Origin of the sequence: Planktosalinus lacus, from assembly GCF_014640155.1 — a bacterium.
Classification (GTDB): Bacteria; Bacteroidota; Bacteroidia; order Flavobacteriales; family Flavobacteriaceae; genus Planktosalinus; species Planktosalinus lacus.
Genome location: NZ_BMGK01000010.1, coordinates 36,186 through 53,121, shown reverse-complemented (window position 1 = coordinate 53,121; position 16,936 = coordinate 36,186). Strand labels below are relative to the sequence as shown.

Here is a 16,936-nt window from a genome sequence, read left to right as displayed (position 1 = left end):
AAAAAAGGTGTTTAGTTAATTTTTAAACTCTATTCAATTTTATAACGCTTGCGATCTACTTCTTTTAAGTAAATTTTTCGCAAACGGATGTTTTTAGGAGTAACTTCAACATATTCATCCTTTTGAATATATTCCAGGGCTTCTTCCAGTGAAAACTTGATAGCAGGCACTATTTTTGCCTTATCATCTGCCCCTGAAGATCGCACGTTTGAAAGTTTTTTAGTTTTGGTAATATTAATCACCATATCGTCACCACGAGAGTTTTCACCAATCACCTGACCTTCATAAATTTCTTCTCCCGGGTCAACAAAAAACTTACCGCGATCTTGTAATTTATCAATTGAATAAGGAATCGCTTTTCCATTTTCCATGGAGATCAACGAACCGTTTTGACGCTCCGGAATACCCCCTTTAAACGGTTGGTATTCTAAAAAGCGATGGGTCATAATGGCTTCACCTGCAGTAGCAGTTAAGAGCTGATTTCTCAACCCAATAATACCTCTGGAAGGAATCTGAAACTTACAAACCATACGTTCGCCTTTACCTTCCATACTAAGCATTTCCCCCTTTCTGATTGTTACCATATCGATGGCTCGTCCTGATACATCTTCGGGTAAATCGATGGTTAGCTCTTCTACCGGCTCACATTTAACACCGTCAATTTCCTTGATGATTACCTGTGGCTGCCCTATTTGAACTTCATATCCTTCACGGCGCATGGTTTCAATTAAAACCGAAAGGTGTAAAACCCCACGGCCAAATACCATAAACTTATCGGCACTGTCTGTAGGTTGCATGCGCAAAGCCAGGTTTTTTTCCAATTCGCGTTCCAAACGCTCTTTGATGTGTCTTGATGTCACATATTTACCGTCTTTTCCAAAGAAGGGAGAGTCGTTGATCGTAAACAACATACTCATGGTGGGTTCATCAATAGCAATGGTTTTCAATCCTTCAGGATTTTCAAAATCGGCTACTGTATCACCAATATCAAAATTTTCCAGGCCCACTAAGGCACAGATATCTCCTGCAAAAACTTCGGTTACTTTCTTTCTTCCAAGCCCTTCAAAAGTGTGTAATTCTTTTATTCTTGATTTAACTATACTTCCATCTCTTTTTACCAGAGAAATTGGCATTCCTTCTTTCAATGTACCTCGTTGCAAACGACCAATGGCAATTCTTCCGGTAAATGAAGAGAAATCCAGTGAAGTGATTAGCATCTGGACGGTACCTTCTTCAATTTTTGGAGAAGGAATGTGTTCAATCACCATATCCAGTAAAGGTTCGATGTTTTGAGTGGGCTTTTTCCAGTCTTCACTCATCCAGTTATTTTTAGCAGAACCATATACTGAAGGAAAGTCTAGCTGCCACTCTTCTGCACCCAATTCAAACATCAAGTCAAAAACCGCTTCGTGTACTTCCTCGGGAGTACAGTTTTCTTTGTCTACTTTATTAATAACCACACAAGGTTTCAAGCCTAAATCTAGTGCTTTTTGCAACACAAAACGTGTTTGAGGCATAGGGCCTTCGAAGGCATCTACTAAAAGTAAAACACCGTCTGCCATATTCAGTACCCGTTCTACTTCACCACCAAAATCGGCGTGACCGGGGGTATCAATGATATTAATTTTTGTGTCTTTGTAAACTACAGAGACATTTTTTGAAGTGATGGTAATACCACGTTCACGTTCTAAATCATTATTGTCAAGAATGAGATCACCGGTGTTTTCGTTGCTGCGAAACAGGTTACAGTGATACATAATTTTGTCAACCAAGGTGGTCTTACCGTGGTCAACGTGTGCAATAATGGCGATGTTTTTAACTTTAGTCATAAAAAGGGCTTCTTTTTGAGCGTGCAAAGGTACGTTTTATTTTAATAGATTTAACGTGAAGATTTAAAATACAGCCTGTTAAATTTTTAATGGGTAAAGCAAATGAGTATTCCTTCTAAATTTGATTAACTTTGTTGTCTAATTTTAATTATATGAACCTCCAAATAATCCCAAAAATAAAACACACCCATTCCAACAACTTCTTTTTACTCGCAGGGCCTTGCGCCATTGAAGGGGAAGATATGGCTTTGCGCATCGCCGAGCAGGTAGTAAAAATTACCGACTCACTTGAAATCCCTTATATCTTTAAAGGAAGCTTTAAAAAAGCAAACCGAAGCCGAATTGATAGCTTTACAGGCATTGGCGATGAAAAAGCATTAAAAATTCTCAGAAAAGTCTCTGAAACTTTTGATGTCCCCACAGTGACAGACATTCACGAAGTGAGTGATGCAGCTATGGCTGCTGAATATGTAGACGTATTACAAATCCCTGCGTTTCTGGTAAGACAGACTGATTTGGTTGTTGCTGCAGCTAATACCGGTAAAGTAGTCAACCTCAAAAAAGGCCAGTTTATGAGTCCTGAAAGTATGAAACATGCTGTCACTAAAGTAACCGATTGTGGCAACCCACAAGTGATGGTGACTGATCGAGGCACTATGTTTGGCTATCAGGATATGATTGTGGATTTCAGAGGCATACCCACAATGCGGGAGTTCGCGCCCACTGTGCTGGATGTAACTCACAGCCTGCAACAACCCAACCAAAGTAGTGGCGTGACGGGGGGAAGACCTGATATGATTGCCACCATTGCCAGGGCCGGTATCGCTACAGGAGTGGACGGTATTTTTATCGAAACTCACTTTGACCCGGCCAATGCAAAAAGTGACGGCGCCAATATGCTTGATTTAAAATATTTGGAAAAATTATTAACTGATTTGACCGCCATTAGAAAAACCATCATTAAATTATAAAAAAGTGCTGAGAATATTATTTTTTACTTCTGTCCTCCTTTTTACCCTAGAATCTTTTGCTCAACCGGGAATAATACATGAATTTGGGAAACCATCTCTACCTGAGGTTAATATGAACGCATACCCTAAAGATACACTGGCAAAAGCAGTAGTCCTTTTTGAAACCGGAAATTATACATTTGAAGTGGTTGATTACAAAATTGTCTTAGTAAAAAAAGTGTACCGAAAATTAAAGGTTCTCCAAGAAGATGCCAAAAATTTAGCTAATATAGCTATACCCCTTTACAACAATAGTAAGGAAAGTGAAAGTTTAATTGCATTAAAAGCAGTAACCACCAACAAAAATGGCAGTGATTATCTCCAGCAGAAGGATATTTTTAACAACAGGGTAAACGGCCGGCTTAGTGAAATAACGTTTGCTTTCCCCAATGTGCAGAATGGAAGTGTTCTGGAATATGAATACACAGTTACATCTCCATTTATTTTCAATCTTGAGGGTTGGAGTTTCCAAAACAATTTTCCAACGGTTTACAGTGAGTTCAAAGCTGAAATTCCAGGTTTTTATCATTATAACCGTACATTAATTGGTGATAAAGGACTCGATGTAAACCATTCTGAAATCAAAAAGAACTGTTTTGAGCCGGTAAAAGGTAATCTGGCAGATTGCGAAATTTTAACATATGCAATGTCTGACATTCCCGCATTTATTGAGGAGGATTTTATGCTTTCCAAAATGAATTATCTCAATCGATTGGATTTTCAGCTAAAGCAAGCTATTGACCAAAGAGGTAATAAACACATGTACACTAAAAACTGGAAAACAGTGGATAGGGAATTTAAAAAAGATAAAAATATTGGCCTTCAAACCCGTAAAAACAATTTTCTTAGCAGACAATTACCGGAATCTATTTCTAACATTAATGACCCTTTAGAAAAAGCCAAGAGCATTTACAGCTATATCCAAAATCACTTTACCTGGAACAATAGTACAGCACTCTTTAGCGAAGCGGATGTAAAAAAAGCATTTAATGAAAAAGTTGGAAGTGCTGCAGAAATTAACCTTGCACTTATAAACGCACTTCAAGCTGAGGATCTTGATGCTGAAATTGGATTGCTATCCACTAGAAATAACGGAATCCCAACCAAAGAATTTGCTGTGATTTCAGACTTTAATTATTTAGTTGCACATCTAAAAATTAATGGTGAAACCTTTTTATTGGATGCAACAGATAAATATATACCCTTTGGAACAATCCCTTTTAAATGTTTAAATTATCAGGTAAGAGTGATGGATTTTAAAGAGGGTAGTTATTGGGAACCTGTTCATCCAAATAATCAAAATGTAAACCATGTGAACATTCAAATTGAAGTTGATGAAAATTATAACTTTATAGGCAAACTACGGGAAACCAATAAAGGTTACAACGCAATTTCTAAAAGAAGACAAATTTCTGAAACCAATAAAGAGGGTTATTTAAGACAAAAAGAGGCAGGATATTCAAATTTAGAAATTGCTACATACAAGATAAAAGATCAACAGGATATTGATAAGCCTATAAGTGAAGATTTTGAATTTACATTCACAGAAAAAGAGGCTGAAAATCTAATTTTTGACCCTTTTCTATTCAAATCGTTTGAAAAGAATCCATTTCAATTAAATAATCGCCATTACGCTGTTGATTTTGGACACCCCAGAACCTATTCCTATTTATTGTCATTAAATCTCAACGAAAAATATACGTTTGAAGAGCTCCCCGAGAATAAGTCAATACAAATGCCAAACAATATGGGGGAGGCTTTAGTTACCTACTCAGAAAACAATGGAATTATTCATTTGAGATTTTCTATGAATATCAATCAATATCATTTTGATCCCCAATCATATGATGGACTTAAAAGCTTTTTTAACCATGTTGTTCAAATACAAAACAATTCACCTATTGTATTAAAAAAGTTGTTTTAAAAAATTCTGATGATTTTAGTCTTTACTGACAATTATCATTTTTAGTTTTCTTTAATCAAATTAATTTCGTTTTTCAAAAATCAATAACCTATGGAACAATTAACCATACCTCTTTACTCTTGGGAAAACGGCGCTTTCATCATGACCATTATTTTTGGGCTTGTAATTATAGGCTTGATTGCCGGTGTTTATTTAATGATGAACAACGACAAGAAAAAGGATAATTAAATATTATTTCTTAACAAACTTAAAAGTGGAAATAGTCTGATCTCCGGTCACCCTTACCAGATACACCCCGTTATTTAAACTAGAAGTGTTCAGAAGTACTCGTTCTTGATCAATACGTGATTCAGACGTTACCCGCGCTCCTTTTAAATCAAACACCTCAATTCCGGTAACCCTGAATGTAGATACAATGTGCAATTGATTTTCTGCAGGGTTGGGATAAAAAGAGATTCCTTTTTTTTCAATTTCGGCTAGTCCTAAACTTTCATCCTTAATATTTTGAGCATAAATACGTGGCTCATTTCCTGTAGAAGCCCGCTCTTCTACAAACACAGCTACACTTTGATCTAGTACATTTTTAGTCAGGGCTATTCGACCTTTGGAGGCTTGATGGGTGGCGACTGGTCGGGTTTGTTCAGGCCATGCAAAATCTCCGTTTTCATCCAGATACACAGCGTGCAGTTCTGTTGGAAAAGCTCCGTTGTCAGTACCCAAATTGATTAAAAAGAGCGGCGTTGAATTCACACTCATCATTTGTAAAGCACCCCTTGGTGATTGATCATCTGAAGAAATAGCAAACACTTGTTTGGCACTATCTGTAAACAAACGGGCGCCGGTAACAGGATCAAATTTTTGAATATAGGTACCACTAATTGACTGGTTGCTGTCTGTATAACGGCAAACAGAATAAATACCTCCGGCCCCTGCCTGAATTGAAGTTTCCATTTCGTAAAAATCATTGGAAGTGTCAAAGTCACTTCCGTTGATACCCCAGGGCAATGTACCATCTTCTTCAATGCGTTGTAAAAAAGAATCAAACCGATTACCGGTAGAACCATAATAACCAATAACTACATCATTGCCATAGACAAGCAAAGGACCATAACGCCTGAATGAAGTGGTGGTTTGATTGGAAATCTGAACTGGATCTGTCCACAAAGCTTCCCCCGATGCATCATAACGCTGTGCATACAAGAACGAGCTTGGTGAAGAACTCATACGATCATGAAATATAATAACAAAACTACCATCTCCCAGTTCAGCCATTTCACCGGCATTCGTAAAGTTGGTGCCATTTAAAGGCTCAATAATTTTGTCTTCCGCCCAGAGTGCTGTGCCTGTTGGAGAAAACTTATTAAAAAAACCTTGATTGTCGTCTCCAATCCAGCTTACCACAATAGTATCATCGGCCATTGGTAACATTTTTACATCCACAGCCTCACCTAAATTGACACCGGTGGAACCCCAAAGGTAATCTCCCGAAGGATTGATGGCACTTACATACCCCTCAAAAGTTGATGTAGATGTATAGCCAATAAATAAATTGCCGTTAAAATCTACAGAGAGTGACATTAAAACAGTAAAAGTACTCATTGGTAAATTGCTGTTAACCAACAATCCTTCCGGGCCAAAAAGCAAATTTCCATCCACATCTATTTGTTGGACTCGTAATTCATAATTTTCGGGAGCGGAAACATTTTTCCAGAAAACAACATAGGTATGACCGTTATCCAGACCAATCGTTTGACAATCTGAAGATAAAGCATCAGCAACCAAAGTGTTTTGTGAAGTGTCTTCAACCCATTGTGAAAAAACTGAAAACTGAATGAACAGGACGATCAAAAGTAATTTTAATTTCATATATAATATATTTTTAGTTAGTTTGGAAATATAAATATACTGATTTTTAGAGGATCACGTCAATTGTAAAACAAAAAAAAGGTTGCGATACAGAATCACAACCTTTTAAAATAAAAGCCGCTTTTATTAACTCCCCAATTAATAAAGCTGGTGTAAAGATGCTATTATTAAGGTATATCAATCAAGGGTGTTTTCCCCTGAATTAGACAAGGGTGTTTTTCCCCTTTTGAAAAAGAGCACTGGTTGCTTACTTGCCCTCTACATAAGCTTGTAAATACTTAAATCGTTCTGTAAGCTTGCCATCTTTTGTTATAAGTGCACGTTTTAACACACCGTTTTGATCACCATTAAAGAAAGCCGGCATCACATGCTCTAAAAACATTTCGCCAAATCCCTCACTGGCATCTTTGGGAAGTTCACAAGGAAGATTATCAACCGCCATTACTGTGATAGCACCCAATGCGTCAAATGCAACTTCAGTTTCAGATTGTGGGTCGTAGCCGTAAAATGGGTCAGCGATGGTAGAAGGCCTTAGAGTCGATGCAACAGGACCGTCAATATCACAGGAAATATCAGCTACCAGATTAATTTTAAAATCACTCTTTCGGGCATCATCACGGGTAAACAAAAAGGGCGCTCCAGTACCATAAAAATGTCCGGTAATCAACATATCGGCCGTCTTGGCAAAACGCATAAAATTACTTTCATATACTGATGGATCTTTATAGAAGGTATACTTATCTCCTTGCTTTCCATCTTTGCGTTTGTTATAGTCCATCACATCAATAAAACAATAGACCGCTTCCTGAAAAGTAGTGTTCAAAAAAGAACCAATCGATACTTCTTTAACACCCAAGTGATCTAAAATTTCTTTGGCACCAAAAGCCACTTTACCCCTTCCGGTTAGCACAATTTTAACAGCAGGTAATTTAATTTTGTTAAGTTCGGCCTTAACAGCATCGAGATCCGGTAAATGTTCTACTTTGGGTAAGGTAAAAAGTTGATCTCTCAACCCCAAAGCCCTAAAACCGTTATAGGCACCCACTAACCCGGCATACCTTCCAAACCCAATAAGACGATGGCCATGTTCTGTCACAATCGTTTCGTGATCATACAGCTCAATGTTCTTGTCGAGAATGGCTCTCAACAAATCGCGATTATAGGGTTGCTTTTTGATGGTGTGGCTAAAGAAAAAGTATTTCTTATGAGGTATCAATGCAGCTATAGGTACTTCCTTCACTCCCAGCATCACATCACAATCTGACACGTCATTTTTGACCTCCATTCCTTTTTCCTCATAGGCCACATCCGGAAAAATCCTGACTTCTGAACTTTCCACGATTATTTCTGCTTCGGGAAAACGAACACTGACTTCCTGACATTTTTCAGGTGAAAAAACAACACGTCTGTCAGGCGGATTTTTACGTTCTTGAATGAGTGCGAACTTCATAGGCTTTTTGGAATGTTTTTTGATGTTGATAGTCTTGCAAAGATATAATTTTAAAATGTATCTTTGCAGTTCGCCTTTAGGCGAAACCTATTTCAACGGGGTCGACTGGTTTTGACAGCGAGATTAATGGAATAGTAAGCACGCCGAGCGCCGGATCATAGCTCGTAAATCTCATGGTTCAGACTTTTTAAACGGCGAAGATAACTACGCCCTAGCTGCATAACCCGAATTATAGTAAGGTAATGCCTCGTCCGACTAGGTCGGAAAGCAGGATGTCTCTCAACGGCCTTGGTTTGCGGCAATTGATCCAGAGACATCGTAAAAGTAAACCTAGAATTCACAGGGTCCTGATGTGATTTCGAAACTTAATTGGGAATAAGGATAACTTTGGATGTTTTTTTCCGGTGTTATCTCGAAAACCAATAAAAAACTAAGCGTGTAGAAAGCTGTTGTATTACTTGTTTGGACGAGGGTTCGAATCCCTCCGACTCCACCAGTAAGCTCGTAAATTCAATGTTTACGGGCTTTTCTATTTTTGGGGGCATAATAAGGGGCATATTTATTGTGTATAGTATTAAAAAAGCTTAGTATGCCTTGTGATAAAATTCAAGTTATTAAGTCCAGGTTAATTCAAATAAAACTTCTTTACCCATCCAGAGACTAAAATAAAATTTTCCAGAGTAAGTTAGTTTTTACTGTTTTGATATTCTCAAACATTAATCAAATATACATAAATATTTTTTTGAGCTACAGTCTAACAAAGAGCGTTGCTTTCAAGTTGAATTGACGCAACGTCGCACGTTGCGGATCGTTGTTATCGTGTTGGATGCACGTTGATTAATTTCACAACACGCTGTTTTACTGATATTTAAACAATATTACAACAAAGCAACACAACGCAACCCGCATCGTTTGGTGTGTCGTTGCGGTAAGTTGACTTTTAACTAAATTCTGAGTAAATAGCTGTATGACAAATTTTATAAAGATTGTAATGACTTTGCACCATCACTCAATCAACGTTGCATATTTTGTCCCAAAAAATAAAAAAGTAAATTAGCTGACTTTTTAAATATTGACAATGAATTTAAAAAACCTAATAAACAAAATCCAGGAAAGACAATTAGAAACTTTCCAATTAGTTTCCGAATTTCAAGATTGGAAAAAAACTCCTAATCTTCAAACAAAACGCCGAGGGTTATATTGGATTTGGACAAATCACTCTTCTGAGTCTTTACAAACAATATTAACTAAAGCAGGCACAAAAGAAGTTCCTATAACAGAATTAGTTACTCGTAGACATCAATTAGAAAACATTTGTAAAGTTTCTATTAACGGGTATAAAATTGTTTATAATGGTATTGGAGGTTATATAAAGGAACCACCGGCATTTGGTCTAAGAGAAAGGATAAATCAAGAGTTAAATTGTAATGACAAAAGGACTGGCACTTTAAATATTATAAACAGATTTAATGACTATAACTCATTAGATAATTGGGGAGTTTCCTATTTTGATTTTGATGACCCTAAAAATCAAGAAATATTAAAGCTTCTTCCTTATGAAAAAAATTTCTATTTAGAACATGCCAAAAACCTGGAAGTTGATTGGAGAATAGAATACGGTATACCAATACTAACAAGGCATTAAGACTCATCAGTCATCTAAATGAGGAATCCCGCAATACCTACATAAACTTTTTAATTACATTTGAATTGAGGGGTTATGCATTTTATGCTATATTTGAACATCCCCATTATTTTTTTAATTATAACCCCTTTAAAACAACCCAACTAACCCCATGTTTGAACAAACATTTAAAAACATTGACGATATACTTCATAAAGATGCCGGTTGCGGTAGCGAGTTAGACTATGTAGAACAAACCTCCTGGATCTTATTTCTCAAATACTTGGACGACTTAGAAAAAGACCGCGCAACGTCTGCTGAACTTACCGGTAAATCATATACTCCAATCATTGACATAGAATACCAATGGAGCGTTTGGGCTGCACCTAAATTAAAAGATGGAAAAATTGATCACAACGCCATGACAGGTGATGATCTGTTAGACTTTGTGAACGGCAAGCTCTTCCCCTACCTTAAAAAATTCAAGCTTTCTGCTGAAAGTCCAGATACCATTGAATACAAAATTGGTGAGATTTTTAGCGAACTAAAAAACCGCATACAAAGTGGTTACAACTTGCGTGAAGTAATCAACCGCATTGACGAGTTGCGTTTCCGCACACACGCTGAAAAGCACGAAATGAGCCACCTCTATGAAGCCAAAATTCAAAATATGGGCAACGCGGGGCGCAACGGGGGTGAATACTACACTCCCCGACCGTTGATTCGCACCATAGTAAAAGTGATTGACCCACAGATTGGCGATACCGTTTATGACGGTGCAGTGGGCAGTGCCGGTTTCTTATGTGAAGCATTCGACCATATGAAATTTGGCAAAGAACTTAGTAGTAAAGAATGGGAAACATTACAAAAACGCACCTTTTACGGTAAGGAAAAAAAATCTCTGGCTTATATCATTGGTATTATGAATATGATTTTGCACGGTGTAGAAGCACCCAATATCATACACACAAACACACTTGCCGAAAACCTGGCCGACATACAAGAGAAAGACCGTTATGATGTAGTACTTGCCAACCCACCTTTTGGAGGAAAGGAACGCGCAGAAGTACAACAAAACTTCCCGATCAAAACGGGTGAAACTGCTTCTCTTTTTTTACAACACTTTATTAAAATTTTAAAAGCAGGTGGTAAGGCAGGGGTGGTCATTAAAAACACTTTTTTAAGCAATACAGATAATGCAAACATTGCCCTTCGCAAAGAATTATTACAAAATTGCAACCTGCATACCGTTCTGGATTTACCGGGCGGCACCTTTACCGGTGCAGGTGTAAAAACCGTGGTTTTGTTTTTTGAAAAAGGAAAGCAAACACAAAAAACTTGGTTTTACTCGTTAAACCCCGGGCGCAACCTGGGCAAAACCAACCCGCTTAACGAAAAAGATTTGGAAGAATTTTTACAATTACAAAAAACCTTTACAGAAAGCGAAAACTCTTGGACTATAAATATCAAAAATGTTGACCAAAGCACTTTTGATTTAAGTGTAAAGAACCCCAATACCCCGGAGGCCGACCCGATACGAAAACCTCAAGGCATTTTAGAAGAAATAAAAGCCTTAGATGATGAAAGTGCAGAAATATTAAACTCTATCTCGGAACTAATATGAAGCAAGGTTGGGAATATTGTCAGTTAGAAGATGTCGTCAAAAAAGGCTCATCAAACATCTCACTGAATAAAATAAAAGGTGAAGATGGCGAGTTTCCTGTGTTTGCAGCAAAAGGATATGTTCAAAATGTTTCATTCTTCGATCAAGAAGAAGAATACTTGGCTATAATTAAGGATGGTGCTGGAATTGGAAGAGTTTCAAAACACCCTTCAAAATCTTCAGTGGTTGCCACTATGCAATACTTAATTCCAAAAAAGGGTTTTGATATTAATTTCATAAAGTACTTTTTAGAAGGAATTGATTTCGAAAAACACAGGAGCGGAAGTACAATACCACACATTTATTTCAAAGATTACAAGTCAGAGAAGTTCCCAAAAGTTCCCTTACCAGAACAACAACACATAGTTTCCATATTAGATGAAGCCTTTTCCGCCATCGACAAAGCAAAAGCCAATACAGAACAAAACCTCAAAAACGCCGCAGCACTTTTTGAAAGCTATTTACAAGGGGTGTTTTCAGAAATATTTCATTCCAACGAGACGAAGAAAATAAAGGAATTAGCAAAAGTAGTAGGAGGCTATTCATTTAAAAGCAAAGATTTCAAGAAATCAGGAAAATATCAGGTGATAAGAATGGGCAATGTTCGCCCAGGAATTATTCGAGAAAATGAAAATCCCGTATTTATTGACAAGATTGATGAAAAGGTTCTTTCAAGAGCCACGTTGCATCCAAATGATGTCATAATTACTCAGACAGGTACAAAAAATAAAAGAGACTATGGGTTTACGGTGATCATTGAGAAAACCAATTACCTATTAAACCAACGTATTGCTGCAATCAGATTTACAAAATTATATCTACCAAAGTTCTTCCTCTATTTTTCTTGGACGGATCTTTTCAAAGACCAATACTTTGCAAATGAAACAGGAACTGTTGGACAAGGAAACGTAGGTATTAAAGCAATCACAGATTCTAAAGTGCCTTTTATTCCATTAGATCAGCAGGAAAAAATAGTTGAAAAGATTGATACAATATTAGTCGAAACCCAAAAGTTGGAAACCATCTATCAAAAGAAAATTGATGATTTGGAAGAACTGAAAAAATCCATATTGCAAAAGGCATTTGCCGGGGAGTTGAAAGCGGAAATAGCACAGAAATATGATTTAAAAGACACCTTAAATTTGGCTGCTGAACCAACAATAAAATAGAAATAAATGAACGAAGCAGAAACAAGAGCAGAACTCATTGACCCTAAGCTAAAGGCTTGTGGTTGGGGCGTGGTGGAAGGCTCTAAAGTCCTTCGTGAATACCATATTACTGACGGTAAAATTCAGTCCGGTGGCGGTCGTGGTAAAAAAATCATTGCAGATTATATCTTGGTGCACAAAGGCATCAAACTCGCCGTAATTGAAGCTAAAAGCAGTTTGCAAGCAGTAGGTGAAGGCGTAATGCAAGCCAAACAATATGCTGATAAACTCAAACTGGATATCACATACAGCACCAACGGTAAAGAGATTTACCAAATCTGTATGAAAACCGGTAAAGAAGAGTTGGTAACTGACTACCTAAGCCCGGGACAGCTTTGGGATAAAACGTATGAAGAGCAAAACCAATGGAGGGAAAAATTTGCCAACGTACCATTTGAAGACAAAAGTGGTACCTGGCAATTGCGCTATTATCAGGAAATAGCCGTAAATGAAACCCTTGAAGCATTGGCCAAAGGCCAGAAACGCATTTTGCTCACCCTTGCAACCGGCACAGGAAAAACAGCAATCGCTTTTCAAGTTGCGTGGAAGTTGTTTCAAACCCGTTGGAACCTTCAACGTGATGGCAACCGCAGGCCACGCATACTATTTTTAGCAGACAGAAATATATTGGCCAACCAGGCATTCAATTCATTTTCTTCATTTCCTGAGGATGCTTTGGTGAGGATAAAACCAAGTGAAATTAGAAAAAAAGGAAGGGTGCCCACTAACGGCAGTATTTTCTTTACAATCTTCCAAACCTTTATGAGTGGCACCGATGAAAATGATAAGCCATCACCCTATTTCGGTGATTACCCGGAAGATTATTTTGATTTTATCATCATTGACGAATGTCACCGAGGTGGAGCCAATGACGAAAGCAACTGGCGTGGTATATTGGAATATTTCAGTCCGGCTGTGCAATTGGGTTTAACCGCAACGCCAAAAAGAAATGACAACGTGGATACCTACCGTTACTTTGGAGAACCGGTGTATATCTATTCACTCAAAGAAGGCATCAATGATGGCTTCTTAACGCCTTTTAAAGTAAAACGCATCAAGACAACCTTGGACGATTATCGATACACCTCAGACGATACCATTGTGGAAGGCGAAATTGAAGAAGGCAAGCTCTATGAAGAAAAAGATTTTAACCGCACTATCGAAATTGAAGAGCGGGAAGCAAAACGAGTAAACATCTACTTGGAAAGTGCTAATCAAAATGAAAAGGCAATTATTTTTTGTGCCAATCAGGCACATGCAGCTTTGATACGAGATTTGGTAAACCAAAACGCTAAAAGCAAAGACCCGTTTTATTGTGTACGCGTAACTGCCAATGATGGCGAAGAAGGCGAAAGAATGTTACGTGAATTTCAAGACAATGAAAAAACACTGCCAACCATATTAACCACCTCACAAAAACTATCAACCGGTGTTGATGCCAGAAACATACGCAACATCGTTTTGCTCCGGCCTGTAAACTCTATGATTGAATTTAAACAAATAGTTGGCCGAGGCACACGTTTGTTTGACGGCAAAGAGTTTTTCACAATCTACGACTTTGTAGATGCTTACAAACATTTCAACGATCCCGAGTGGGATGGAGAACCTTTGGAACCGGAACCAGTAACACCAAAACCTTATCCCTCACCAGAACCGGGTGAACCACCTGTTATAACAGAACCGGGTGAACCAAAACCACGCAAACCAAAAATCAAAATCAAATTGGCACGCGGTAAAGACCGGCAAATTCAATACACCACCCAAACCTCCTTTTGGAGCGCAGATGGAAAACCCATAACCTCTCATGAATTTATGAAAAATTTGTTTGGCGAATTACCCAAGTTTTTTAAAGACGAAGAAGAATTACGGAAACTTTGGAGCAACCCCATCACCCGTAAAACATTGTTAGAGAAATTAGAAGATGCCGGCTTCCCAAAATCAGACTTACTGACTTTACAGAAGTTAGTTGATATGGAAAAAAGCGATCTGTTTGATGTTTTGGAGTATGTTTTCAATGGCGACTACGTTGCGCTTACACGCGAAACAAGAGCCAAAACAGCCGAAGCAACCATATTTACCCTACTCAATGACAAACAAAAGGAGTTTATCTCATTTGTGCTAAGCAAATACATAGAAACCGGTGTTGATGAACTCGATCAAGAGAAACTACCAATCTTGCTAACAAACAAATACCAATCCCTGGAAGATGCCAAAGCAATTTTGGGTGATGTAGCAAACATCAGCAGCCTATTTATTGAGTTTCAGGAGCATTTGTATAAGGAGGAAGTGGCTTAAAGTGCGGATTAAAGTTTTCAATTTAATTAAACAACAAATATATATGGATAGAATTTTAAGAGAAGTTATAAATAATTACCTGACACAAATGGATTTACCTTTTGCTGGAAATGAACTTGCGGTTAAACTACGAAATGAATATCCAGCTCTTCTTTCACAAATTTTACCAGATCAGGAAAGATATAAAGTAACAGGTTCTCCCGGTAAAGGAGGATGGACACATAATCCTTGGATTGCTATATTAGATACAATAATTACAGAAACGCCCCAATCAGGCTACTACCCCGTTTTTCTTTTCAAAGCAGACATGTCTGGAGTGTATTTATCTCTAAATCAAGGAGTAACAGAAGTTAGAGAGAATTATAGAAGAGATGCAAAAAGAGTTCTTAGGCTAAGAGCTGAAGACTATAGTGGATAGGGCGGACAAAGTTAAATTTTAGAACTCCCATTTAGTATAATTAAAATAAAGGGGTAGTTTTAAAACAACTTTCTACAACTTGTTTAAAACAATAGAAAATGATAATAATTGATAATTACGCCGAGAAAGGTATAGAAATGAACTATGACTTGTCGAAATTGTATGACGATATTAGAGTGCGCTATAAGGATAACCCCGAAGAGGTTCTGAAAGAATATAGGCGTATATATCGCAAAAAAGAGCAGTTTATAACTTATTCTTATATTATGTGGTGGGGGTCATTATTTGTGATTTGGGGGTTGTTATATTTTGTTGATGATATATATTCTTTTTTTAAAACTGAAAGCATGTTTATATTTTGGGGTTTGTATATTGTTGCTTCTTTGTTTATTAGTACAATGTGTATAAAGTTTTATACACTGCTTCAGGGAGCAAGTGATTTACCTGATTATGGTAAGATAAAAGAAGTATACAAAACAGTGTATTTGAGACTTAAATTTGGAGGAGTTAATTACCCGATGGGACTTCGTTCAGGGTGGGCCATAAAAAGATGGTACTACAATAAGAAGATATTTAGATTGTGAAAAATACAGAAAAACAACGAAGGCACAACACAGCTATTAGCAATGGCTTGTCCTTGCCCACTCGGGTTTTGTTTACTACATTAGTTGCTTAAACCACGCCACAGGTAATAGTCAAGAAACGTTAGCTACAATTTAAACCAACCAATGAACTACTATCAAATTTCAGAACATATTCAGAAGAAATATCTTAAACCTTTAGAAAGTTTTGAGATTAAGAATTTACAAGATGTAAGGAGTTTCCACGATAAAATGATTAAAATTAATGTTGACTTAATCACTAAAGGCGGATTTCCTGTAATGCCACATTATAGGGGAGAACAGAATTATGGTTGGGATATATTGCCAGGTATTTTTAGAGAACCTTTCTCAAAACAAATTGATTTAAGTAAGGCACGAGAAATTGAAAAAAATGGAGCAGTGATTTTCAAGAAAAAAGTAATTGATCATTATGGAGAAAATCAGTTATTCAAACACAGTAAAAAGCCTTACGGAGAAGACTGGGATTTAATATTTCAAGCGCAACATGCTGGAGTTAAAACAAACTTAATTGACTTAACTACCTCAAGCGTTAGTTCAGCATTTTTTATGTCTGAACCTTCTACCAAGCACGAAAATTCTGATGGTCAATTATGGGGTTTACTTGTGCCACACGATTTTATTCTTAATGAAACTTCTGACTACGAAAAATTACTTTACCCTAATTTCAATCCTTATGATTTAGATTCATCTTTTGTATGTAATGTACCAATTTATATTAATGATATTGACCAAAGAACATATCAATTTAGGCTATTCAGACAACACGGTAGATTATTCGCTTCAAGCAACTCTGACATAGAAGTTCCTCTAAATAAAAAAGATTTTTGGAAAAATATGATTGTTAGAATCAGAGTAAAGGCCGAAGCAAAAAAATTAATATTTGATGAGCTAAAAGCAAATGGAATAGATAAAGATAGATTAGTCCTGACTCAAAGTGAGGAAGCGACTAAATTAATTGACGAAATAAATAACGAAATGAAAAACTTTAGTTAACGTTGCTATAAGTAATTGCTCCTCCTCGCCTAC

13 protein-coding genes and 1 other RNA gene are annotated in these 16,936 nt (G+C 37.1%); 11 read left to right on the top strand and 3 right to left on the bottom strand.

The genetic code is table 11. The features are described 5' to 3' along the window. Positions 1-29: 29 nt before the first annotated feature. Positions 30-1,829 (bottom strand): translational GTPase TypA, encoded by a 1,800-nt coding sequence (gene typA, locus IEV69_RS11835; RefSeq protein ID WP_188442722.1) that lies wholly within the window; start codon positions 1,827-1,829, stop codon positions 30-32. Positions 1,830-1,981: 152 nt separating this feature from the next. Between typA and kdsA the strand changes: the two genes are divergently transcribed. The 3 genes from kdsA (at position 1,982) to IEV69_RS11820 (ending at position 4,991) form a co-directional block, all read left to right on the top strand. Next, complete coding sequence (gene kdsA / locus IEV69_RS11830) at positions 1,982-2,800, top strand: 3-deoxy-8-phosphooctulonate synthase (protein WP_188442720.1); 819 nt, start codon at positions 1,982-1,984, stop codon at positions 2,798-2,800. 112 nt (positions 2,801-2,912) lie between these two features. Continuing rightward, positions 2,913-4,763, top strand: coding sequence for a transglutaminase family protein (locus tag IEV69_RS11825; protein WP_188442718.1), 1,851 nt, complete (start codon positions 2,913-2,915; stop codon positions 4,761-4,763). A 90-nt stretch (positions 4,764-4,853) separates the two neighbouring features. Then, on the top strand, positions 4,854-4,991 hold the full coding sequence (locus IEV69_RS11820) for a hypothetical protein (RefSeq protein WP_188442716.1): 138 nt from the start codon (positions 4,854-4,856) through the stop codon (positions 4,989-4,991). A gap of 3 nt (positions 4,992-4,994) precedes the next feature. Here IEV69_RS11820 and IEV69_RS11815 read toward each other — a convergent pair whose 3' ends face one another. Then, positions 4,995-6,629 carry a T9SS type A sorting domain-containing protein gene (locus IEV69_RS11815; RefSeq protein ID WP_188442715.1) on the bottom strand — a complete coding sequence of 545 codons (1,635 nt, stop codon included), beginning with the start codon at positions 6,627-6,629 and terminating at the stop codon, positions 4,995-4,997. Between the two features lie 247 nt (positions 6,630-6,876). Next, on the bottom strand, positions 6,877-8,079 hold the full coding sequence (locus IEV69_RS11810) for an NAD(P)-dependent oxidoreductase (protein ID WP_188442713.1): 1,203 nt from the start codon (positions 8,077-8,079) through the stop codon (positions 6,877-6,879). Positions 8,080-8,176: 97 nt separating this feature from the next. Here IEV69_RS11810 and ssrA point away from each other — a divergent pair. From ssrA to IEV69_RS11770, 8 genes are all read left to right on the top strand, one after another. Beyond that, positions 8,177-8,575, top strand: a transfer-messenger RNA (tmRNA) gene (ssrA, locus tag IEV69_RS11805). 582 nt (positions 8,576-9,157) lie between these two features. Continuing rightward, positions 9,158-9,724, top strand: coding sequence for a hypothetical protein (locus IEV69_RS11800; RefSeq protein WP_188442711.1), 567 nt, complete (start codon positions 9,158-9,160; stop codon positions 9,722-9,724). Between the two features lie 151 nt (positions 9,725-9,875). Continuing rightward, positions 9,876-11,327 (top strand): class I SAM-dependent DNA methyltransferase, encoded by a 1,452-nt coding sequence (locus IEV69_RS11795; RefSeq protein ID WP_188442710.1) that lies wholly within the window; start codon positions 9,876-9,878, stop codon positions 11,325-11,327. Next, positions 11,324-12,535 (top strand): restriction endonuclease subunit S, encoded by a 1,212-nt coding sequence (locus IEV69_RS11790; protein WP_188442708.1) that lies wholly within the window; start codon positions 11,324-11,326, stop codon positions 12,533-12,535. The genes IEV69_RS11795 and IEV69_RS11790 overlap by 4 nt, the downstream gene beginning before the upstream one ends. A 6-nt stretch (positions 12,536-12,541) precedes the next feature. After that, entirely contained in the window at positions 12,542-14,869 is a 2,328-nt protein-coding gene (gene hsdR / locus IEV69_RS11785; protein ID WP_188442706.1) for an EcoAI/FtnUII family type I restriction enzme subunit R, read from the top strand. A 43-nt stretch (positions 14,870-14,912) separates the two neighbouring features. Continuing rightward, a complete protein-coding gene (locus tag IEV69_RS11780) occupies positions 14,913-15,287 on the top strand; it encodes an MrcB family domain-containing protein (RefSeq protein ID WP_188442705.1) in 375 nt (124 codons plus the stop codon). 98 nt (positions 15,288-15,385) lie between these two features. Continuing rightward, positions 15,386-15,871: a hypothetical protein gene (locus IEV69_RS11775; protein ID WP_188442702.1), complete on the top strand. Its 486-nt coding sequence runs from the start codon at positions 15,386-15,388 to the stop codon at positions 15,869-15,871. Positions 15,872-16,015: 144 nt separating this feature from the next. Next, complete coding sequence (locus IEV69_RS11770) at positions 16,016-16,903, top strand: FRG domain-containing protein (RefSeq protein ID WP_188442700.1); 888 nt, start codon at positions 16,016-16,018, stop codon at positions 16,901-16,903. Positions 16,904-16,936 lie beyond the last annotated feature (33 nt).

Coding starts and splice junctions, on each gene's coding strand:
- typA (WP_188442722.1), bottom strand. CDS start 1,829: ATGACTAAAGTTAAAAACATCGCCATTATTGCACACGTTGACCACGGT.
- kdsA (WP_188442720.1), top strand. CDS start 1,982: ATGAACCTCCAAATAATCCCAAAAATAAAACACACCCATTCCAACAAC.
- IEV69_RS11825 (WP_188442718.1), top strand. CDS start 2,913: ATGAACGCATACCCTAAAGATACACTGGCAAAAGCAGTAGTCCTTTTT.
- IEV69_RS11820 (WP_188442716.1), top strand. CDS start 4,854: ATGGAACAATTAACCATACCTCTTTACTCTTGGGAAAACGGCGCTTTC.
- IEV69_RS11815 (WP_188442715.1), bottom strand. CDS start 6,629: ATGAAATTAAAATTACTTTTGATCGTCCTGTTCATTCAGTTTTCAGTT.
- IEV69_RS11810 (WP_188442713.1), bottom strand. CDS start 8,079: ATGAAGTTCGCACTCATTCAAGAACGTAAAAATCCGCCTGACAGACGT.
- IEV69_RS11800 (WP_188442711.1), top strand. CDS start 9,158: ATGAATTTAAAAAACCTAATAAACAAAATCCAGGAAAGACAATTAGAA.
- IEV69_RS11795 (WP_188442710.1), top strand. CDS start 9,876: ATGTTTGAACAAACATTTAAAAACATTGACGATATACTTCATAAAGAT.
- IEV69_RS11790 (WP_188442708.1), top strand. CDS start 11,324: ATGAAGCAAGGTTGGGAATATTGTCAGTTAGAAGATGTCGTCAAAAAA.
- hsdR (WP_188442706.1), top strand. CDS start 12,542: ATGAACGAAGCAGAAACAAGAGCAGAACTCATTGACCCTAAGCTAAAG.
- IEV69_RS11780 (WP_188442705.1), top strand. CDS start 14,913: ATGGATAGAATTTTAAGAGAAGTTATAAATAATTACCTGACACAAATG.
- IEV69_RS11775 (WP_188442702.1), top strand. CDS start 15,386: ATGATAATAATTGATAATTACGCCGAGAAAGGTATAGAAATGAACTAT.
- IEV69_RS11770 (WP_188442700.1), top strand. CDS start 16,016: ATGAACTACTATCAAATTTCAGAACATATTCAGAAGAAATATCTTAAA.